18 protein-coding genes and 10 tRNA genes are annotated in these 19,301 nt (G+C 50.5%); 3 read left to right on the top strand and 25 right to left on the bottom strand.

Going from position 1 to position 19,301, the window contains the following annotated elements:
• The 21 genes from Dia5BBH33_RS01550 to cobT form a co-directional block, all read right to left on the bottom strand.
• Entirely contained in the window at positions 1-309 is a 309-nt protein-coding gene (locus Dia5BBH33_RS01550; protein WP_108850030.1) for a L7Ae/L30e/S12e/Gadd45 family ribosomal protein, read from the bottom strand.
• Positions 302-568, bottom strand: coding sequence for an RNase P modulator RnpM (gene rnpM, locus Dia5BBH33_RS01545; RefSeq protein ID WP_143332218.1), 267 nt, complete (start codon positions 566-568; stop codon positions 302-304). The genes Dia5BBH33_RS01550 and rnpM overlap by 8 nt, the downstream gene beginning before the upstream one ends.
• Complete coding sequence (gene nusA / locus Dia5BBH33_RS01540; protein ID WP_143332217.1) at positions 565-1,701, bottom strand: transcription termination factor NusA; 1,137 nt, start codon at positions 1,699-1,701, stop codon at positions 565-567. The genes rnpM and nusA overlap by 4 nt, the downstream gene beginning before the upstream one ends.
• A gap of 20 nt (positions 1,702-1,721) precedes the next feature.
• On the bottom strand, positions 1,722-2,195 hold the full coding sequence (locus Dia5BBH33_RS01535) for a ribosome maturation factor RimP (RefSeq protein WP_108850033.1): 474 nt from the start codon (positions 2,193-2,195) through the stop codon (positions 1,722-1,724).
• Positions 2,196-2,357: 162 nt separating this feature from the next.
• Positions 2,358-3,059: a hypothetical protein gene (locus Dia5BBH33_RS01530; RefSeq protein WP_108850034.1), complete on the bottom strand. Its 702-nt coding sequence runs from the start codon at positions 3,057-3,059 to the stop codon at positions 2,358-2,360.
• A complete protein-coding gene (locus Dia5BBH33_RS01525) occupies positions 3,049-3,666 on the bottom strand; it encodes a lytic transglycosylase domain-containing protein (RefSeq protein WP_108850035.1) in 618 nt (205 codons plus the stop codon). The genes Dia5BBH33_RS01530 and Dia5BBH33_RS01525 overlap by 11 nt, the downstream gene beginning before the upstream one ends.
• Entirely contained in the window at positions 3,663-4,283 is a 621-nt protein-coding gene (coaE, locus tag Dia5BBH33_RS01520) for a dephospho-CoA kinase (RefSeq protein WP_143332216.1), read from the bottom strand. Before coaE ends, Dia5BBH33_RS01525 begins: the two co-directional genes overlap by 4 nt.
• 24 nt (positions 4,284-4,307) lie before the next feature.
• Positions 4,308-6,887 (bottom strand): DNA polymerase I, encoded by a 2,580-nt coding sequence (gene polA / locus Dia5BBH33_RS01515; protein ID WP_108850037.1) that lies wholly within the window; start codon positions 6,885-6,887, stop codon positions 4,308-4,310.
• A 282-nt stretch (positions 6,888-7,169) separates the two neighbouring features.
• A tRNA-Leu gene (locus Dia5BBH33_RS01510) sits at positions 7,170-7,254 on the bottom strand.
• Positions 7,255-7,290: 36 nt separating this feature from the next.
• Positions 7,291-7,376, bottom strand: a tRNA-Leu gene (locus Dia5BBH33_RS01505).
• A gap of 7 nt (positions 7,377-7,383) precedes the next feature.
• Positions 7,384-7,459: transfer RNA gene (locus tag Dia5BBH33_RS01500), tRNA-Phe, on the bottom strand.
• Positions 7,460-7,468: 9 nt separating this feature from the next.
• Positions 7,469-7,545, bottom strand: a tRNA-Asp gene (locus tag Dia5BBH33_RS01495).
• Positions 7,546-7,550: 5 nt separating this feature from the next.
• Positions 7,551-7,626 (bottom strand) — tRNA-Val (locus Dia5BBH33_RS01490).
• Between the two features lie 4 nt (positions 7,627-7,630).
• Positions 7,631-7,705, bottom strand: a tRNA-Glu gene (locus tag Dia5BBH33_RS01485).
• 4 nt (positions 7,706-7,709) lie between these two features.
• Positions 7,710-7,785, bottom strand: a tRNA-Lys gene (locus Dia5BBH33_RS01480).
• Between the two features lie 3 nt (positions 7,786-7,788).
• Positions 7,789-7,863, bottom strand: a tRNA-Gln gene (locus tag Dia5BBH33_RS01475).
• Between the two features lie 3 nt (positions 7,864-7,866).
• Positions 7,867-7,942: transfer RNA gene (locus Dia5BBH33_RS01470), tRNA-Asn, on the bottom strand.
• A 36-nt stretch (positions 7,943-7,978) separates the two neighbouring features.
• Positions 7,979-8,053: transfer RNA gene (locus Dia5BBH33_RS01465), tRNA-Gly, on the bottom strand.
• Positions 8,054-8,444: 391 nt separating this feature from the next.
• Positions 8,445-9,200, bottom strand: a complete 756-nt coding sequence (gene larC / locus Dia5BBH33_RS01460; RefSeq protein WP_143332215.1) for a nickel insertion protein — start codon at positions 9,198-9,200, stop codon at positions 8,445-8,447.
• Entirely contained in the window at positions 9,200-10,222 is a 1,023-nt protein-coding gene (locus Dia5BBH33_RS01455; protein ID WP_143332214.1) for a nicotinate-nucleotide--dimethylbenzimidazole phosphoribosyltransferase, read from the bottom strand. The genes larC and Dia5BBH33_RS01455 overlap by 1 nt, the downstream gene beginning before the upstream one ends.
• A complete protein-coding gene (gene cobT, locus Dia5BBH33_RS01450) occupies positions 10,219-11,271 on the bottom strand; it encodes a nicotinate-nucleotide--dimethylbenzimidazole phosphoribosyltransferase (RefSeq protein ID WP_022382902.1) in 1,053 nt (350 codons plus the stop codon). Before cobT ends, Dia5BBH33_RS01455 begins: the two co-directional genes overlap by 4 nt.
• A gap of 230 nt (positions 11,272-11,501) precedes the next feature.
• On the opposite strand from cobT, the gene Dia5BBH33_RS01445 reads away from it, so the two are divergent.
• From Dia5BBH33_RS01445 to Dia5BBH33_RS01435, 3 genes are all read left to right on the top strand, one after another.
• Positions 11,502-12,932, top strand: a complete 1,431-nt coding sequence (locus Dia5BBH33_RS01445) for an aldehyde dehydrogenase family protein (protein ID WP_022382903.1) — start codon at positions 11,502-11,504, stop codon at positions 12,930-12,932.
• Positions 12,933-13,036: 104 nt separating this feature from the next.
• Positions 13,037-13,633, top strand: coding sequence for a DUF2939 domain-containing protein (locus Dia5BBH33_RS01440; protein ID WP_022382904.1), 597 nt, complete (start codon positions 13,037-13,039; stop codon positions 13,631-13,633).
• A 104-nt stretch (positions 13,634-13,737) separates the two neighbouring features.
• Positions 13,738-15,315: an IS1182 family transposase gene (locus tag Dia5BBH33_RS01435; RefSeq protein WP_143332102.1), complete on the top strand. Its 1,578-nt coding sequence runs from the start codon at positions 13,738-13,740 to the stop codon at positions 15,313-15,315.
• 162 nt (positions 15,316-15,477) lie between these two features.
• Here Dia5BBH33_RS01435 and Dia5BBH33_RS01430 read toward each other — a convergent pair whose 3' ends face one another.
• The 4 genes from Dia5BBH33_RS01430 to groES all read right to left on the bottom strand — a co-directional run bounded on the left by Dia5BBH33_RS01430 (position 15,478) and on the right by groES (position 19,204).
• On the bottom strand, positions 15,478-16,698 hold the full coding sequence (locus Dia5BBH33_RS01430; RefSeq protein WP_108850039.1) for a class I SAM-dependent rRNA methyltransferase: 1,221 nt from the start codon (positions 16,696-16,698) through the stop codon (positions 15,478-15,480).
• Between the two features lie 81 nt (positions 16,699-16,779).
• Entirely contained in the window at positions 16,780-17,136 is a 357-nt protein-coding gene (locus tag Dia5BBH33_RS01425; protein ID WP_022382906.1) for a DUF488 domain-containing protein, read from the bottom strand.
• A gap of 134 nt (positions 17,137-17,270) precedes the next feature.
• Positions 17,271-18,884 (bottom strand): chaperonin GroEL, encoded by a 1,614-nt coding sequence (gene groL, locus Dia5BBH33_RS01420; protein WP_143332213.1) that lies wholly within the window; start codon positions 18,882-18,884, stop codon positions 17,271-17,273.
• A 38-nt stretch (positions 18,885-18,922) separates the two neighbouring features.
• Positions 18,923-19,204: a co-chaperone GroES gene (groES, locus tag Dia5BBH33_RS01415; RefSeq protein WP_108850041.1), complete on the bottom strand. Its 282-nt coding sequence runs from the start codon at positions 19,202-19,204 to the stop codon at positions 18,923-18,925.
• Positions 19,205-19,301 lie beyond the last annotated feature (97 nt).

Raw genomic sequence — 19,301 nt, 5'->3', positions numbered from 1 at the left:
TTATTTCCGGTTGTCGATCTTTTCAGCGATCGCCTTGCCGAATCCTTTATCTACTATAAGGGCTGCTGTCCGTACCCCCTTGCCAAGGGCCTGCCCTAATTTATCTTTTTCGCCGAATACACGGTAAGGGATTTTCCATTTCTCCGCTGCATTCGTGTATTCCTCTTTTGTTCTCGGGGAGCTGTCTTCCGCGATGATCAGCAGTTTGCCCGTGCCTTTCCGAAGGCCTTCAGAGACCTGTTCGCTGCCGGAAAGCAGGCGCCCCGCTTTCATGCAGAGGCCCAGCATCCTGTATACTGGATCATCCATTTTCAATCTGTTCCTTAAGGGAGTCATAGACTTCCTTGGACACAGGGCGCTTCAGGGATCTTTCCAGCCCGTGGGATTCATATGCCTTTTCGAAACATTCGATGTTGTCGCAGACATAGACGCCGCGGCCGGATTTCTTCCCGGTCCTGTCCAGTTCAATGATTCCTGTCGGAAGCGCTACGACGCGGAGGAGTTCCTTCTTTGGCTTCAGCTCTTTGCAGCCGACGCACATGCGCATCGTGATCTTCTTCTGCTTCATTCTTTAGTTTCTTCCTCCTGTCCGCTTTCTTCGATGTCTCCCAGGATATCTCCATCGTCCTCTTCAGCGGCCTGGCCGAAGCCTTCTTCTCTGGCCTGGGTTTCGCTCTTGATATCGATCTTCCAGTTCGTCAGCTTGGCAGCCAGTCTTGCATTCTGGCCTGCCTTGCCGATAGCCAGTGTCAGCTGGTAGTCAGGAACGACGACGTAGGAAGAATTTTCTTCATCCCATACGGAAACGGAAATGACTTTGGACGGGGAGAGCGCATTGGCAATGAAAATGGCCGGATCTTCGTCCCAGCGGACGATATCGATCTTTTCGCCATGCAGTTCATTGACGATGTTCTGGACTCTCTGGCCCTTCGGTCCTACGCAGGCACCGACCGGATCGACGGTTGGATCCATGGCATAAACAGCGATCTTGGAACGGGAGCCTGCTTCACGGACCACGTTCTTGATTTCAACGGTGCCGCTGTAGATTTCAGGAACCTCAAGTTCGAAAAGTCTCTTCAGAAGTCCCGGATGGGTTCTGGAAAGGATGATTTCCGGTCCCTTGGTGGTTTTCTTGACTTCAAGAACGTAGCACTTGATCTTGTCATTGGCTTTGAATTCTTCGCCTTCGATCTGTTCTGCATATGGAAGGATGCCTTCGCAGCGGCCCAGATCCACGAAAATCGCCCTGGATTCGCTCCACTTGACGGTGCCGGTGATGACATCGCCTGCGCGGCCGGAGAATTCTTCATAGAGGGATCCTCTTTCTGCTTCGCGCAGCTTCTGGATCATGACCTGCTTAGCTGTCTGGGCAGCGATGCGTCCAAAATTCTTCGGGGTCACATCAATGCTCAAAAGATCGCCTGCTTCGTAGCTTCTGTCGATCTTCTTGGCATCTTCTACTGTGATCTCATTAATTGCATTTTCAGATTCCGGATCGATGGATTCAACAACGGTCTTTTCTTCAAAAATCTGATAATCGCCGGTTTCTCGGTTCAGCTTGATGGATGTCTTTGCGTTGCTTCCCATTTCCTTCTTGTAAGCGGTGAGCAGCACCATTTCAAGCGCGTCGAATACGACATCGGCGTCGACTTTCTTTACTTTGACCAAACTCTGTATTGCTTCTAATAAATTGCCATTCACGATGAATTATTCCTCCGAGATTAAAATGAAAAATGCAGTCTGACCTGCGAGATCTTGTCCCTGCCAAGGACAATGCTTTCGCCGCCTTCCAGCGTGAGCTTCAGGCTTCCGTCTTCGGAAAGCCCGTCCAAAAGAGCTGTGAAAGCTTTTACGCCTTTATGACCTTCAAGGGGAGCAAACAATTTGACATCGACTTCTTCGCCGGTATAGCGGATGAAATCCTTGTCCTTCTTCAGTACGCGGTCAAGACCCGGCGAGGAAACTTCCAGCATGTAATTGTCCGGAATCAGATCCTTCTCGTCGAGTATGGCTCCTGCCTTTTCACTGATGACCTGGCAGTCATTCAGATCGACGCCGCCTTCCTTATCAATGAAAATACGAAGAATCCAGTTTCTTTCCCTGACGTATTCCACGTCGACAACTTCAATGCCGTCCGCTTCAAGAATTGGTTCCAGTAATTTTTCTACAGCATCCTCGACTTCCTTGTGCGCCATATACCCTCCTATGAATGTTAAATATAAGAAAAAGTGAGCCGAGGCTCACTCCACAGGAAATTCTATAAACGATAAAATAAAACAAATAAACCGAACATGATTTACTGATTTATTATATCACATCTTGTAAAGGGGAGCAAACTTTCCCCGGTTTCTTCGTGCTTAATCATCAATGACCGGATTTTCATACAGGGCATGAAGATCCTTTTTGAGATTTTTATTGATCGCTTCTTCCAGTTCGGGAATCGTCTTGGCGTCATACTGATGGATGATGCCCGGGATTCCGCCGGCGCGAAGCTCGCCGTAGTACTCGTCTCTGTACATATTATAGAAGAAAAGGATGCCCGTATCTTTCTCGCGGCACTCATACGCCCCTATGATGTAGGACCCGTTGAGGCCGAGGACCGGCATGGACGGCTTGATCATCCTCTGGTAATGGCCGATCGTTTCAGGAAGGAAAGGCTCGCTGTCCCAGACCATGAAGCCCTTGCCCCTGACAAGGACAGATACATTCTCGCGGTGGATCAGCTCGTGATCGATGGCTTTTGGCGTCAGGAGGACGAGATTTCTCTTGAACTCATCAAAGTCGCCCGTGATGAGCTCGATTTCCGTCAGCGTCACAAGGCGCAGGTACATCTTTACCATGTAATCCATCGTTTCCTCATCAAAGAGTGCTCGGACTTCCCAGCCGTTTTCCTCATTCGTCCAGCCGAAGGCATAGTAGATGCGCCCGTCCTGCTTGTCGATCCGGTGAAGCTTGTATCCGCTGATATCGGCAGGCAGCTCCTTTTCTATGTCCCAGTCCATGAAAAGCTTCCTGCGCGCTTCTCTTTCCGCTTTTAACTTTTCATCATCAACTGCCATTTTTCTCTTTCTCCTTTTCCTTCCTCTCCGCTTCGAGCCTGTCCCTTGCGCTGACGACCGTCTTCACGAATTCGCGCGTCTCAGGGAAGGGGATCTCATCGACTTTGGAGAAGCCTTCGCCCCAGTTGTACTTCTCCACCCACTCGTCGACATTGCCGCGTCCTGCATTGTAGGCGGCAAGAGCCAGGACTTCATTATTGTGGTACTTCTTCAAAAGGAAATTCAGGTACCATGCGCCAAGCGGGATGTTCTCATCCGGCCGGTTGAGGTCGTCTGCAGGAAGGCCGCTTTCTTCGGAAATCCACTCCGCCGTTTCCGGCATGAGCTGCATCATTCCGACCGCTCCCACATGGGAAACAGCCTTGGCATCGAACTTGCTCTCCGTCAGGATGACAGCCTGCAGGAGAGAAGGTGATACATGCTGCTCTTCCGCGCTTTTCTCGATTAAGATCGACACTTCTACGCTCGGTCGGAGGAATGCGGAATTATGAATCAGCCAAAGCACAAGCATGCTCAAAAGCGCAAGCAAAAGGACAAACACCAAAGCCCCGGTGTTTCCCTGGTGGCGTCTGACTTCCCTTTTCCTGCGTTTCAGAGCAATTCTCATACTTCCATTCCCTCCGGAAATACAAATCCCGGAACATGCTTCAGCGCTTCCCTGACCTGCCTTTCCGTTTCTTCGACGGAATGGCTGTTGTCAATGACGACATCGGCATAGTTCAGCTTGTTTAATGTCGGCATCTGCTTGCCTATTCTTTCCAGTACCTGTTCCCTCGTGAAATGATCACGGTGTATGACGCGGTTGATCTGGACTTCAAGCGGCACCTCGACGATCCATACGGCCTCGACACGAAGCTGCCAGCTGATTTCAAGAAGGAGCGGCATATCGAGGACGACAACGGAATGGCCTTCATCCTGCGCGCGGTAAAGCTCCTCCTGCGTGCGGTACCAGATATAAGGATGAATGATGTCGTTCAGCTGCTGCCTTTTCTCTTCATTTGTAAAAATAATCTCGGCCGTTTTCAGGCGGTCAAGAGTGCCGTCCTCATTGAAGATTTCCTTCTCGAAGACCTGCTCCATCCTCGCCATGGCCTGGCTTCCCGGCGTGACCGCTTCGCGGGCCAGCTTGTCCCCGTCGATCACCGGGATCCCCAGTGTATGCATGTAATTGGAAACGGTGCTTTTTCCGCTTCCAACCCCTCCCGTAAGCCCTATCCTGTACAATCTTTTCTCCTGCCTTCTATCGGGCTACTTCGTCTCCGCCCAGTTTTTCCCTTCATTCACATCAGCCACAAGCGGCACTCTGAGGCTTACGACAGATTCCATCGTTTCCTTCAGAAGCTTTGCGACTGCTTCCTTTTCATCGGCCGTGACTTCTGCCACCAGTTCATCGTGGACCTGTAGCAGCACGCGGCTCTTGAAATTTCCTGCCTTCATCTTGTCATAGACGGCAATCATCGCCATCTTCATGATGTCGGCGGCCGTCCCCTGGATCGGCGTGTTCATCGCCGTTCTTTCCGCAAAGGAGCGGCGCTGGAAGTTCTTGCTGTTGATATCGGCGAGCTCCCTGTAACGCCCGTAGAGCGTCACGGCGCGGCCGGTCTTTCTTGCATCCTCGATCATCCTGTTCATGAACGCATGGATGCTCGGGTATCTTTCAAAATATGCCTTGATATAGTCGGCAGCAGCCGTCCTTGTGATGCCGAGCTGGCGCGCAAGGCCGAAATCGCTGATGCCATAGATGATGCCGAAGTTGACGGCTTTCGCATGCGAACGCTGCTCAGGCGTGACGTCCTCGAACGGGATGCCCATGACTTCAGCGGCTGTTCTTCTGTGGATGTCTTCCTTATTGAGGAAAGCACGGATGAGCCCTTCATCTTCCGACATATGCGCGAGCACGCGGAGCTCGACCTGCGAGTAATCGGAGGAAATGAAGGAATCGTAACCCTCTCCCGGAACGAAGAGCGATCTGATCTTCTTTCCTTCTTCCGTCCTGACCGGAATATTCTGCAGGTTCGGATCGGAGCTTGAAAGGCGTCCTGTTGCCGTGACCGTCTGGTTGAACGTCGTATGGATTCGTCCTGTTTCCTTACGGATCAAAAGCGGCAGTGCTTCGAGGTATGTGGAAATCAGCTTGGAAAGCGATCTGTATTCAAGGATATTCTTCACGAACGGGTACTGCTCAGCCAGTTCTTCCAGCACGTCAGCGGCCGTCGAGTATCCTGTCTTCGTCTTCTTTCCTGCAGGAAGGCCCATCTTTTCAAAAAGGATATGGCCGAGCTGCTTGGGCGAATTGATATTGAATTCTTCCCCTGCTTGTTCGTAAATCTTGGAAATCAGCGCTTCTTCCCTGGACTTCATGTCAGCATGGACTTCTTCCCAGCGCTTCGTGTCCGTAGCAATACCTGCCTTTTCCATAGCGGCAAGGACCTTCACGAGTGGCTGCTCGACTTCGTCATAGAGCTTTTCAACGCCGTTCTTTTTGAGCATGTCTCTAGCGTCCTCATAAATGGAAAGGAGGAAGAGGGAAACGGCTGCGCCCTTGGAAGCGAAGTCCTTCATTTCGTCAGCATAGATTTCCGGCTTCTTGAAAAGGCCTGCCAGGTAAGAGAGCGGGTACGTCGTTCTTGTCGGATCGAGGAGGTAGGCGGCAATCGTCGTGTCAAAGAAAGGAATCCCTTCCCATGGGAAATCCGTTTCCATGATGGGCTTGCTGTTTTCCGTGATGACGACTTTGGCTTTCCTTAAAGCTTCTGCCGCTTTTCCAAACTGCTCTGCCTTTACAAGGTAGGCATGGCCATTTTCTGCAATGACTACGCCTTTTGCTTTAAAGAAAGGAGCCGTTCCTTCAAGATCGAAGGAAATGGCGGTTTCCTTTCCTTCAAAGGACAGGCCATCCTTCCAGTCTTCTGCCTTCTCCCCTGCCTTTGCGACTTCTTCCTTCTTCGCTTCGGCCAGAGCCGTGAAGCGCGGAAGTTCGCCGAACTGGGAGAGGAGATTGATGCCGAGGCGACTGAAGAGTTCCTTCATTTCGCTGATATGAACGGGCTGCGCCATTTCTTCAAGCGTCGTTTCCATCGGAACATCTCTCTTGATCGCAGCGAGCTTGTAGGAAAGGTATGCCATGTCTTTTCCGGCAGCGAGCTTCTTTCCCTGTGCGCCCTTGATTTCATCGACATGCGCATAGAGATTGTCGAGCGTCTTGTACTGCGTCAGAAGCTTCAGCGCTGTCTTTTCGCCGATGCCCGGAACGCCCGGGATGTTGTCGGCGGTATCGCCCATGAGCGCTTTCATGTCGATGACCTGGGACGGCGTGATGCCGTACTTTTCCTCGACAGCTTTCGGCGTCATTTCAGACATGGAGGAAATTCCCTTCTGCGTAAGGTAGACGGTCGTCCTGTCGCTTGCCAGCTGCAGCGCATCACGGTCCCCTGTCACGATAGCGACAGGCAGTTCCTTTTCATAGCGTGCAGAAAGCGTGCCCAGGACATCGTCGCCTTCATAGCCGGAAAGGCTGTAGACAGCAACGCCCATGACATGCATGACCTCAAGGATGAGATCGAACTGCGGAACGAGCTCGGCCGGAGCCGGCTTTCTTGTCGCTTTGTACCCGTCATACATTTCCATGCGGAACGTCTGGCGGTCTTTATCGAAGGTGACAGCGACATAAGCCGGATCAAGCTCGCGGTAAAGAGAGAGCAGCATGCGAAGAAAACCATAGACGGCATTCGTCGGCACGCCGTCAGGCGACGTCATCGTCGGAGGAAGCGCATAAAACGCGCGGTACAGAAGGCTGCTGCCATCGATGATGGCTAATTTATTTTCCATGGATACCTCCCATTTAAGGACACAATATGTATTATATTATACCATATTTGAGGGTGCCTGTTCACGGAAGGCCTCCGGCCCCTCCTGTACAAAAAGGCAGGGAAGGATCTTTTCCCTTAAGGCATACCAGAAATGGAAAAAGCAGGATCATTTCCTTATATAATGTAAGGCGCTGGATACACTGCCAGGCGGATTCGATCCATCCGGTCCTGGTCTTTGTCTCAGGCAGCCTGTTTCAACCACAAAAAAATCTCATCATTTCTGATGAGATTATTTTTGAGCTGGTGCGGTCGGAGAGATTTGAACTCTCACGGATTACTCCACTACCGCCTGAAGATAGCGCGTCTGCCAGTTCCGCCACGACCGCATATGTAGTTACAACAACGAGAAACAAGAAATGGAATGGTGCGGCTGGTGAGACTTGAACTCACACGGACGTAAGTCCACTACCCCCTCAAAGTAGCGCGTCTGCCATTCCGCCACAGCCGCATAGATATGGTGCCTCAGAACGGAATCGAACCGTTGACACAAGGATTTTCAGTCCTTTGCTCTACCAACTGAGCTACCGAGGCAAAAATAAGTGGCGACCCGGATCAGATTTGAACTGACGATCTCCGCCGTGACAGGGCGGCATGTTAGACCACTACACCACCGGGCCGTACTTGGTGGGCGATAACAGGATCGAACTGCTGACATTCTGCTTGTAAGGCAGACGCTCTCCCAGCTGAGCTAATCGCCCACATTGGTGACCTGTGGGGGATTCGAACCCCCGAACCCGCCGTGAAAGGGCGGTGTCTTAACCGCTTGACGAACAGGCCATCGTGGTGACTCATCCGCGACTCGAACGCGGGACACCTTGATTAAAAGTCAAGTGCTCTACCGACTGAGCTAATGAGTCATTTGGCAGGGGTAGCAGGATTCGAACCTACGAATGACGGAGTCAGAGTCCGTTGCCTTACCGCTTGGCGATACCCCTATATGGCTCCTGAAGCAGGGTTCGAACCTGCGACATCGTGATTAACAGTCACGCGCTCTACCGGCTGAGCTATTCAGGAATATATAGCAACATCCTTTCGGATGGTTACTAACAATGGAGCGGAAAACGGGACTCGAACCCGCGACCCCAACCTTGGCAAGGTTGTGCTCTACCACTGAGCTACTTCCGCATGCGCATTTGCAACAATAACATTATATCATTGCTTGGCGATTTGTCAAGTCTCTTTTTTTTAATCAATGATTTCGGAGAAGTGATGCTTCGTCGTCATGAACCGTATTTTATCACGCCGTCCGCTTCGTGTCAATAGGGATTTTTATCCGAATCTATCGAAGTTTCCGGTGTTTGTCCGGCTCTTTGCAACGTGTTTAAGTATACCCCATCATTCCATTTTGCGCAAGCCCTTTTTTGAAAAAAATTTGAACTTTTTTACAAAAAGGATACAAGAGGGCCATTCACCCCTTCTTCTGGCTTCCAGGCCCCTTCCTCCCCGCGCACAAACAAAGGGCCCGCTTCCCCCTTGAAAAGAGGAATACGGGCCCTTCTTAGCAGATATAACACTATTACAGTTCGAGATCGGGATTGGCTCCGAATACCTTCATATGGCGTCCGAAAACAGACTCTGCGCGGTCGGTATAGTACCCAAGGTACAGACAGACCGTATTGTTCCCCGTCGGCTTGTCAGCTGACGAGCTTCCATACGCTGTCTTGTCGGAAAGGAATCTTCCGTCCATGGAAATGAAATCGGCAGAAAGTCCTTCAAGGATGGCTGCTGCAAAAGGATGGATGTCTTCTGCAGGCACCGGTTCCCCATCCGTTGCGCCTGCGCTCTTAAGGATCGCAAGCGATGCCCTGGCCGCCTCTGACGTTCCCTTTTCAATGGAGAAAGGAATCGTGAAGAGGGATTCTGTTTCCAGATAATCCAGGCAGCATAAGAGAAGGTAGAGGGAAACTGCATTTTCCATGGAAACTCCGTTCAAAGAGAGATCGTCCTTTCCTTCAGGAAGGCCGGATGCGAGAGCGCGGAATACCTTCCAGCCCGTTTCCTCCCATTCCGGATGCACCTTTTCGCAAAGGCTTCTCCAGCGCGCCATGAAGGATACCATGTAAAGAGGCCCTTCAAAAGCTTCCGGGAAGATATGGAAGTAGTGCGCGGAAATCTGGGCAGCAGGATTTGGCTTTTCCATGAAATCCGCCGTAATGCCTGCATCGGAAAGGCAGGACTTCAGGTACACGGGCGGCACGCCCATGTCGATCAGTCCGCCGATCATCATATCCGCCGTCAGTCTGCCGTAGCATCGTACGAATAAAGCTTTCATCACTTGATCTCCTCTCTCTGCCTTCCTGCGCCCGGTCCGTCTTCAGCCACGTCTACGCCGGCCGAGCCGAATGTCTTCATCTGGTTCAGCATATCGATTGCCGCATCCATGAGGGAAAGTCCCAGCGCGGAACCATAACCTTCCGCTTCCGTGAAATCATAATGAAGGAAGGATTTCATGCCAAGCTTCTGCATCTGCATCTGGTGGACCGGTTCTTCATAATACACGGAAGGAATGACAAAATTCCGGATTTCCGGATACGCCGTCACGGCGCCCAGAACGGCAGCGCCTGTCACTGCATTGTCAAAGACGACCATCATATTGCAGCGGGCCGCTTCGACGACAAGGCCGAAGAGCGCTGCAATTTCAGCAGATCCCACGATGGAAAGCGTTCCCACAGGATCCTTGGCAAAATCGCCGACATCAGAAATATTCAGGGCAAAGCCTGTCTTTCCAGATGCCTTCTTCAAGTCTTCCTTCATGATGGCTGTCGTCACGGCCAGTGCAGAAAGCATGGAGCGCTCCCCGATATTTCCAAGGCCGATGACTTCGATGCCCTGACCGGCCAATGTCTTTCCCACCGACATGCCGACGGAAATCGCAGCGGCCGTCACTTCATCATCCATGGCAGGGTGGCCGAAGTGCGTGCCGCGGATGACCTTCTGCGTGAGGACGCCTTCAATGTCAGACGTATCCTGTTCAAGGCCCACGTCGATCAGGTAGACCGGCGCATCGATCATGCGCGCCGCAGCATTGACCGGGCCTGCGCCCTGGGCGACAAGCTTCATTTCATCATGGGAGAGCTGTCCCTTCGTCTTGTTTTCCCCGTCAGAAGCAGTATCCCCGCCGAAAATGACGATGGCCTTGTTCAGGTAGGACGGCTTGACTTTCCCCGTCACGCCTGCGATCCTGACAGCGATTTCCTCCAGTTTCCCCAGGGAATGGATCGGCTTGATCAGGTTATCGACGTAAAGCTGGCAGGCTTCCATGGCCTCCTTGTTCAGTTCCGGTATACGGCTCATGCTTTCACCCCCGCTTCTTCCTTTGTCACGCACTCACGGAATGCCGCAAGCGCAATTTCAAGCATTTTCATCTGGATGCCGGCTCCGACAGATTCTCCGAGGCGGAAATCCAGGTCGATGTATTCAGCAAGACCAAGCGCCGCCAGAGACTTCTTGTGCGCCTGTTCGAGCGACAGATGGGACGCCATGAGGTAGTTCACCACTTCAGGAAGAAGCGCCCTTGCAATGAAGGCGCTTGCCGTCGTGTTGAAGCCGTCAATGATCGTCATCGCATGGTTGGCAGCGGCGCCCAGGATGACACCGGCGAGGCATCCGAATTCAAAACCGCCGACCTTGGCAAGGACATCGATGCCGTCACCAGCATCCGGCTGGTTCACGTCGAGCGCCTGCTGCACGACCTCCACCTTGTGACGGAGACGTTCATCGGAAATGTTTGTCCCGCGTCCTGTGACCTCGATCGCATTCCAGTGATTAAAGGCCCCTAAAATGCACGCAGACGACGTCGTATTGGAAATCCCCATTTCACCGATTGTGAAGACCTTGTAGCCCTCTTTAGCTTTCTTGTCGGCGATTTCTATGCCGGTCTCGATCGCCTGGATAGCCTGCGCCCTTGTCATGGCAGGACCTTCGGTGATATCCTTCGTTCCCCATGCGATTTTACGGGGAAGAAGGCCTGGCACACGGCTCATGTCATGATTGATGCCCACATCGACGACGACCATGTCAGCACCTGCATAATAAGCCATCGCATTGGCCGATGCGCCCTTGGCAACGACATAGGACTTCGTCATGCCGACCGTCGTCGACTGCGGATAGGCGGAAACGCCCTGCTTGTAGACGCCGTGATCGGCGCAGGCAATCACCATGCAGCACTTGGGCTTGTCCGGAATGGCCTCTCCCGTGATGCCTGCATAGCGCACCACCATGTCTTCCATTTTCCCGAGATTTCCCATGCCCAGATATAAGTCACTCCAGCGCTGTCCGGCCTGCTCCATGGCATCCTGATCAAGCGGCTGGATGCGGTTCAAAGTTTCATCAAGTAAACCCATCATGCCTCCTTGTTTCACATAATGATTTGGAAAGTCATACAGAATTATTATACCATGAAACGCCCTCTTCTCTTTAGCGCGCTTTCCCTGCCTGATTTCTAAATTATTATTGTGTTTTTTAAGATATTGTTTATAAATCGGAAAGTATCTATAATATAAGTAGGCAAAGTTATGCCCTTCTCGAAATATGAATCCTGACAGTAAATCTGTCACCAAAAGGAGGTCTTATTTTGGATTACGAAAAATTATACATCACCGGAGAATGGATTCCGGGCGCATCCGGCACATTCATCGACGTCGAGAACCCGGCGACCCGTGAAATTTTCGCCAGAGTGCCGGCCGGCAATGCAGAAGACGTGGACAAGGCTGCCAAAGCCGCTCACGCTGCTTTCCCTGCATGGGCTGCCAAGACACTTGACGAAAGGATCGCCCTCATGGAGAAATTCCTGGAAATCTTCAGAAGCCAGGAAGACGGCCTGATCGACATCACGATCAAGGAACTCGGCTCCCCGTGGGCATTCACGAAAGGCTCGCAGGTCGAATACCAGTACGTCCGCACCCGTTCCTACATCGATCTGGCACCGACCGTTCCCATGGTTGAAAAAATGGCAGAATCCACAACATACAGAGAACCAGTCGGCGTCGTCGGCTGCATCACTCCGTGGAACTACCCGCTCGGCCAGGTCATCCAGAAAATCATCCCGGCTCTCCTGATGGGCAATACCATCATCTTGAAGCCAAGCCAGCATACACCGCTTTCTGCCTACTGGCTCGTCGATGCCTTTGAAAAGGCGGGATTCCCGAAAGGTGTCTTCAACCTCGTCACAGGCCGCGGCGGAGAAGTCGGCAATGCCCTCTCCTCTCATCCGCTCGTCGATATGATTTCCTTCACCGGCTCCACCAAGGGCGGCGTCACTGTCAGCAAGCATGCGCTCGAATCTGTAAAGCGCATCAGCCTCGAACTTGGCGGCAAGTCCCCATATGTCATTTTGAAAGCAGAAGACCACGACTACAACAAGCCGATCCATCTCTGCTTCAATACCATTTTCCTGAACTCCGGGCAGACCTGCACCGCATTCTCCCGTCTCCTCATCCCTGAAAGCGAAAAGGAAACGATCGAGAAGCAGCTCGTTGAAATCGCCAAAGAATACACCGTCGGCGATCCGGAGGATCACAATGTCAAGCTCGGACCTGTTTCCTCACGCGCCCAGTATGACAAGATCACAAGCTACATCAAGAAAGGCGTCGAAGAAGGCGCTACGCTACTCTACGGCGAAGTTCCGAAGGATCTTGGCGAAACCGGCGGCTACTACATCCATCCGGTCATCTTCACCGACGTCAAGAACAGCATGACAATCGCGCAGGATGAAATCTTCGGACCAGTCCTCTGCGTCATCACTTACAAGGACATCGATGATGCCGTTGCCATTGCCAACGACGTCCGCTATGGCCTGAATGCCGGCGTCTATGGCCCGAAACAGGAAGCCATCGCCGTCGCTCACCGCATCCAGTCCGGCAACGTCTACATCAATGACAGCCCGAGAGATACGGCTGCACCATTCGGCGGATACAAGGAAAGCGGTATCGGCCGTGAAGGCGGCGTCTACGGCATGATCGAATTCACGCAGCAGAAAGCTCTCTTCGATACATGCAAGGAATAATCTGCTATTGAAAAATACGCTATTGAGAAAGGGTGCCCGGAAAGGCATCCTTTTTCTTGTGCCTTCTTTTTTGTATAATGAAATATATAGAAAAAGGAGGCACTATGAAACAATCTCTTCTTAAGAAAATAATCATCGCCGTCATCGTCATCCTCGCCGCCGCTGCCGGCTGGTACTTCTTCTACTGGAAAAATACCCCCGCCTATGCGGCAGGAGAAATCCAGCAGGCCGTGCAGCATAAGGACCTGCAGCTCTTCGAAGAACGCGTAGACCTCAGGAAGGTCTATTCCTCAGCCTTAGACGACTCCGCATCCATGCTTGCCAATGACGGAAAACCCGATCACCGCTTTGCTGCCGCCATCATCAAATCGCTGAAGCCGCAGCTCATCGATGAACTCATCCGCCAGACAGAGCTCAAATTCCAAAGCGGCGATACCGAGCCGAAATCCATCACAGGAAAGGCCGCACAGACCCTCACCGCTTATGCAGGCTCCTCCGCCCTTTCCCTGACAGGCATCTTAAATGTCGAGAACAATGACAAGGGTGCCGTCGCCAACGTCAAGCTCCACGACAAGGACCTCAACAAGGACTTCATTTGGAAAGTGCAGCTTGAAAAGGACATCAACGGAAACTGGGCCGCGACGAAGGTACTGAACGTCAAGGAATACCTGCAGGAAAGAGAAGCGGCCGGAAAACTATAATACGCATGAAAAAAGGGGATGTGACAAAATTCATCCCAACAAAAAGGGCTCTGCCCCGGATCATTTGGTCCGGGGCAGAGCCTTTCGTGTTATAATTTTTTACAATGAAAAATAACAACACTAGCAATCATTTTACCGCAGAACAAGGCATTTTGCCAATGTTTCCCTCTGAGATTCTCAATGTCGATGATCCTGTTTTAATGTATGACAGATTTATGGAGGAAATCGATCTTAAAAAGTACCTTCGTTACATACCGACGCGTGGCGCTGGCAGACCCAGGTATAATCCCGTCAACATGCTGAAAACGATCATCTATGGTTTCGCAGAAGAAGGATATTGCTCTTTTAGAAAACTTGAAGATAATTGCAGGGTTAATATCAGATATATGTACCTGATGAATTATGAAGCCCCATCCTATCGGACATTCTGTCATTTCGTGAAGGGCTTTCTTAAGTATTCTCTCAAGGATATCTTTTATTCAATTACGAAAGAACTCTGCGGCAAACTCAACGTGGATTTGCAGCATATATATATTGACGGTTCCAAGTTTGAAGCGAACGCAAATAAATACAGCTGGGTATGGAAGAAATCCGCTGAAAAATCCCGCTACAAGCTTTTTGCCAAGATTACCAGCCTTTTTGAGTTACTCAATGATGATCTTAAGTATGACCATATGAGTGTAAACATCAATACAGAATACGCTCCGGACTATCTGCGTCTGGTATTGGATAAATTAAAAGAAATCTGGCAGATTGATGAGACGGCCTTTGTTCATGGAAGCGGGCATCGCAAGTCCGATCATCAACGCAAGTATGAGCAGCTTAAGGCATATACATCAAAACTTGAAGAATATGTTGAGAAGATACAGATATGCGGTACTTCCAGAAACAGTTATTCGAAGACCGATACGGATGCAACATTCATGCGAATCAAGTCGGACTACATGGGAAATGATCAGCTTCTGCCTGCATACAATGTCCAAATAGGTGTTGCCGATGAATTTATTGCCGTAATTGATGTTAACCAGTATCGTTCAGATATGGATTGCTTCGTACCGCTGATGGAGGAATTCCACGAAGTCTATGGGGCTTATCCTAAGTATCCTGTGGCAGATGCAGGATATGGATCTTTCAACAATTACATCTATTGCGAGCAGCACGGTATGGAAAAGTATATGAAATTCCCCATGTACAAGAAAGAAACGAAAGACAAGAAATACCATACCAATCCGTTTCGGCCAATAAACTTTAGAGTTGATGAGAATGGAACCATCCGTTGTCCAAATGACAGGGCTTTCAAATTTATCTATAGACATCTGGTCAGAGGGAACTTATACGGCAGGCAGGAGGAAGTATTTGAATGCGAAGACTGCCAAGGATGCCCGCTGGCAGAGCAATGTAAAAAGACCCCGAAGAACAAAAGAATCTCATTGAGCAGAGAACGGAATAACATGTACCAGGAGGTTCAGGATAATCTGGAAAGCATCCATGGAGCCCTGCTAAGAATGAACCGGTCAATCCAGGCTGAAGGAACTTTTGGAATCATGAAACATGACAGATGGTACAAAAGAATCGTCAGAAAAGGGATAGATTCTGTAAAAGCCGAGTTATACCTGGTAGCACTTGGCTATAATTTAAGGAAATACATCACAAAAATAATGCGTATAAGGATTGCCGCCTAAGACAATATAATTAAAAGTCTTATGGGGGTAAGGGGGCTTACGCGCATTTTTACGTAAAAGGCTTACAGCAGAGCTAAAAATGATGAAATAAAGACGCAAAAAAGAGGCTGCAACAAAATGATTAACCATTTTGTCACAGCCCCTTTTTTATTTTCCATCCTTTTAGACAATCTGGAAAAGGAAGAATTTCAGGTAGTATGTTTCCGGCACGGTCATGAGGATCGGATGATCCGGGGCCTGCTGGCGGAATTCGATCTGGCGGAGTGTCACGCCTGCATCTCTGGCTGCTTCCTTCACCATTTTCACGAAGAGTTCCTCTCCCACGAAGTGCGAGCAGGAGCAGGTGGCAAGGTAGCCGCCTCTTGGCAGGATCTTCATCGCGCGGTAGTTGATTTCCTTGTAGCCGCGGAAGGCTTCATGGACGGTCTTTCCCGACTTTGTGAAAGCAGGAGGATCGAGGATGATGTAGTCGAAGTCATGGTTGTGTTCCTGATCAAGTTTGACAAGGTAATCAAAAACATCAGCCTTGACGACATCGATATCCAGGTTGTTGGCTTCTGCATTCTTCTTTGTCATGTCGACGGCTTCCTGGGAAATGTCGACAGCTGTGACAGACGCTGCGCCGCCCTTGGCAGCATTTAAGGCAAATGCGCCGGTATGGGTGAAGCAGTCAAGGACATGACGGTTCCTTGCAATGGCAGCGGCCGCCAAGCGATTGAACTTCTGATCGAGGAAGAAGCCTGTCTTCTGCCCGTTTTCCACGTCGACCGTGTAGCGGATGCCGTTTTCCACAATGCCTGCCGTCGTCGTCTTTGCCTTCGGATCGAGGAGCGGAGAATCAAAGAATCCCTTGAACTGTTCCATGCCTTCCAGTTCCCTGATCTTCACGTCATTTCTTTCATAAACGGCTGATACATGAAGATTTCTTTCATTCAGTACTTCGATCAGCGCATTTAAGATAACATCCTTTCTCTTTTCGATCCCGAGGGAAAGAATCTGCACGGAAAGGACTGTGCCGAAGCGGTCGACCGTAAGGCCCGGCATCTGATCGGCTTCGCCGAAGACAAGGCGGCAGCAGTTCATATCTTCCGGACGCATGACCTGCAGGCGGTAATCGACAGCATACGCCATCCTGCGCTTCCAGAATGCTGTATCAAATGTATCATTGGCATTGACAGAGAAAATGCGGATCGTGATCTTCGAATGCGGGTTGTAGAAACCCGTTCCGACAAATTTTCCCTTGACGGACAATACGCGGACAAGGTCGCCCGGTTCTGCCCCTTCTTCCACCTTCATGACCTCGGTCGAGTAGATCCAGGGATGGCCGCCTCTGGCCGCCAGTTCCGCTCTTTTCGTAATGACTGCTTCTTTACACTTTTCCATGCTGACTCCATTCTATGAATGCGGGAATCCCGCCAATTTTTCGATTCTGTTATCTTACCATATCCAAAGGACAAGCGACAGTTATTTATCCTTCAGGAATTCCTTGAGAACGACGGCCTGGTTATGGATTTCATCCTTCGCACCATAAAGAAGCGTCACAGGGCCCTTTTGAAGTTCTTCCCTGATAAGGGAAATGAACTTCTCCGTATCCGGATTTCCCGAAAGTTCTTCCGCATATCTTTTCTTGAACTTCTCGAATTTTTCCGGATCATGGCCGAACCATTTCCTAAGCTCCGTCGATGGGGCAATAGACTTGTCCCAGATACCGAGCGCTGCTTTTTCCTTGGAAATGCCCCTCGGCCAGAGCCTGTCTGTCAAAATACGGAAGCCGTCCGACTCCTCGGGCGCTTCATATACGCGCTTTACCTGTACATCCATAAGAATTCCTCCTTCTTATTATATTTTCCTTATACTTTCCTATAGTGTATCACTTTCCCAGTGGAAATAAAAAAAGAGAACAGCGATTTCTCGCCATTCTCTTTTAATGATTCATTCAGACTGATTCAGTCAGATTACATCATTCCGCCCTGCGGCATCGGAGGCATAGCCGGTTTATCTTCCGGGATTTCGCCTACGACTGCTTCTGTGGTCAGAACGAGAGCTGCAATGGATGCTGCGTTCTGCAGTGCGCTGCGGGTAACCTTAGCCGGATCAACGATGCCAGCCTTCATCATGTCTTCATACTTGTTTTCAGCTGCGTTGAAGCCGATGCCGTCGCCTGCTGCCTTGACCTTTTCAGCTACGATAGCGCCTTCGATGCCTGCGTTGTCAGCGATCTGACGAACAGGAGCTTCGATAGCGTGACGGACGAGGTTGATACCTGTCTTTACGTCGCCTTCAGCTTCGATGCTGTCCAGGGAGCTCTGGATGTCGAGGAATGTTGTGCCGCCGCCGGCTACGATACCTTCTTCAACAGCTGCGCGGGTAGCGTTCAGAGCATCTTCGATTCTGAGTCTCTTGTCTTTCATTTCGACTTCGGTTGCTGCGCCGACTTCGATGACTGCGATGCCGCCGGACAGTTTAGCCAGACGTTCCTGCAGTTTGTCTTTATCGAACTGAGAGGTGGTTTCCTTCAGCTGTTCTTTGATCTGTTCTACTCTGTGACGGATTGCATCCTTGTCGCCAGCACCATCAACGATGGTGGTGTTGTCCTTGGTGATGCGGACCTGATGAGCCTGTCCCAGGTCATCAAGGGTTGCGCTGTCGAGCTTACGGCCCATATCTTCAGAAATGACATGGCCGCCGGTCAGGATAGCGATATCTTCGAGCATTGCCTTACGGCGATCACCGAATCCCGGAGCTTTGACAGCTGCGCATTTCAGTGTGCCGCGGAGTTTGTTGACTACGAGGGTTGCCAGAGCTTCGCCTTCTACGTCTTCAGCAATGATCAGGAGTTCCTTGCCGCTTCTAGCTACCTGTTCGAGGAGCTGGAGCATATCCTGAAGCATGTTGATCTTCTTGTCGGTGATGAGGATCAGAGGATTGTCGATAACGCATTCCATCTTGTCCGGATCAGTTACCATGTACGGGCTGAGGTAGCCGCGGTCGAACTGCATGCCTTCTACGACTTTCAGGTCGGTTCCCATGGTCTTGGAATCTTCAACAGTGATAACGCCGTCATTGCCGACTTTGTCCATAGCATCAGCAATCAGTTTGCCGATAGTCTTGTCAGCGGAGGAAATGGATGCAACGTTAGCGATTGCTTCCTTGCCTTCTACCTTAACAGCCTTTTTCTTGATTTCGCCTACGAGAACTTCGACAGCCTGTTCGATGCCCTTCTTCAGGACCATCGGGTTTGCACCTGCTGCTACGTTTCTCATTCCTTCATGGATCATGGACTGAGCCAGGAGGGTTGCGGTTGTTGTGCCGTCGCCTGCTACGTCGTTTGTCTTTGTTGCGACTTCCTTGACGAGCTGAGCGCCCATGTTTTCAAATGGATCCTTCAGTTCGATTTCGCGGGCAATGGATACACCGTCGTTGACGATGTTCGGAGCGCCGAACTTCTTGCCCAGAACAACGTTGCGGCCTTTCGGTCCCAGTGTAATCTTAACTGCGTTAGCCAGCTGATCGACACCTCTCAGCAGTGCTGCGCGTGCTTCTTCATTATAAAGTACTTTCTTTGCCATTTATGTCACTCCTGTAAATGAAATACTAAAACAAATGATTAGAGAATTGCGAGAATATCTCTTTCAGACAGAAGCAGATAATTTTCTCCTTCTTCTTCAATGTCTACGCCGGAGTATTTTGCAAACAGAACTCTGTCGCCAACTTTGACTTCAAGCGGTGTGCGAACGCCGTTGTCCAGAATTTTGCCGGAACCGATGGCAATGACAGTGCCCTTCTGGGATTTTTTCTGCGCTGTATCTGGGAGCAGGATGCCGCCCTTTGTCTTTGTTTCTTCTTCGTCGACTTTAACGAGAACACGATCTGCTAATGGTTTTAACATTTCCATTCCTCCTTTAACTATTCTTTAACTATTAGCACTCAATCCATCTGAGTGCTAACTTACGTTACTATAATACATAACTTTTAAATGAAATGCA

Source organism: Dialister hominis (genome assembly GCF_007164725.1).
Taxonomy (GTDB): domain Bacteria; phylum Bacillota; class Negativicutes; order Veillonellales; family Dialisteraceae; genus Dialister; species Dialister hominis.
This window is presented reverse-complemented; position numbering and strand designations above follow the sequence as displayed.

What these genes read in the sequence shown, in the direction of transcription:
- Dia5BBH33_RS01435 (WP_143332102.1), top strand. Translation starts at nt 13,738, where the DNA reads ATGAAAAATAACAACACTAGCAATCATTTTACCGCAGAACAAGGCATT.
- larC (WP_143332215.1), bottom strand. Translation starts at nt 9,200, where the DNA reads ATGAAAGCTTTATTCGTACGATGCTACGGCAGACTGACGGCGGATATG.
- Dia5BBH33_RS01430 (WP_108850039.1), bottom strand. Translation starts at nt 16,698, where the DNA reads ATGGAAAAGTGTAAAGAAGCAGTCATTACGAAAAGAGCGGAACTGGCG.
- Dia5BBH33_RS01530 (WP_108850034.1), bottom strand. Translation starts at nt 3,059, where the DNA reads ATGGCAGTTGATGATGAAAAGTTAAAAGCGGAAAGAGAAGCGCGCAGG.
- Dia5BBH33_RS01550 (WP_108850030.1), bottom strand. Translation starts at nt 309, where the DNA reads ATGGATGATCCAGTATACAGGATGCTGGGCCTCTGCATGAAAGCGGGG.
- Dia5BBH33_RS01440 (WP_022382904.1), top strand. Translation starts at nt 13,037, where the DNA reads ATGAAACAATCTCTTCTTAAGAAAATAATCATCGCCGTCATCGTCATC.
- groL (WP_143332213.1), bottom strand. Translation starts at nt 18,884, where the DNA reads ATGGCAAAGAAAGTACTTTATAATGAAGAAGCACGCGCAGCACTGCTG.
- cobT (WP_022382902.1), bottom strand. Translation starts at nt 11,271, where the DNA reads ATGGGTTTACTTGATGAAACTTTGAACCGCATCCAGCCGCTTGATCAG.
- groES (WP_108850041.1), bottom strand. Translation starts at nt 19,204, where the DNA reads ATGTTAAAACCATTAGCAGATCGTGTTCTCGTTAAAGTCGACGAAGAA.
- Dia5BBH33_RS01535 (WP_108850033.1), bottom strand. Translation starts at nt 2,195, where the DNA reads ATGGCGCACAAGGAAGTCGAGGATGCTGTAGAAAAATTACTGGAACCA.
- polA (WP_108850037.1), bottom strand. Translation starts at nt 6,887, where the DNA reads ATGGAAAATAAATTAGCCATCATCGATGGCAGCAGCCTTCTGTACCGC.
- Dia5BBH33_RS01425 (WP_022382906.1), bottom strand. Translation starts at nt 17,136, where the DNA reads ATGGATGTACAGGTAAAGCGCGTATATGAAGCGCCCGAGGAGTCGGAC.
- rnpM (WP_143332218.1), bottom strand. Translation starts at nt 568, where the DNA reads ATGAAGCAGAAGAAGATCACGATGCGCATGTGCGTCGGCTGCAAAGAG.
- Dia5BBH33_RS01455 (WP_143332214.1), bottom strand. Translation starts at nt 10,222, where the DNA reads ATGAGCCGTATACCGGAACTGAACAAGGAGGCCATGGAAGCCTGCCAG.
- Dia5BBH33_RS01525 (WP_108850035.1), bottom strand. Translation starts at nt 3,666, where the DNA reads ATGAGAATTGCTCTGAAACGCAGGAAAAGGGAAGTCAGACGCCACCAG.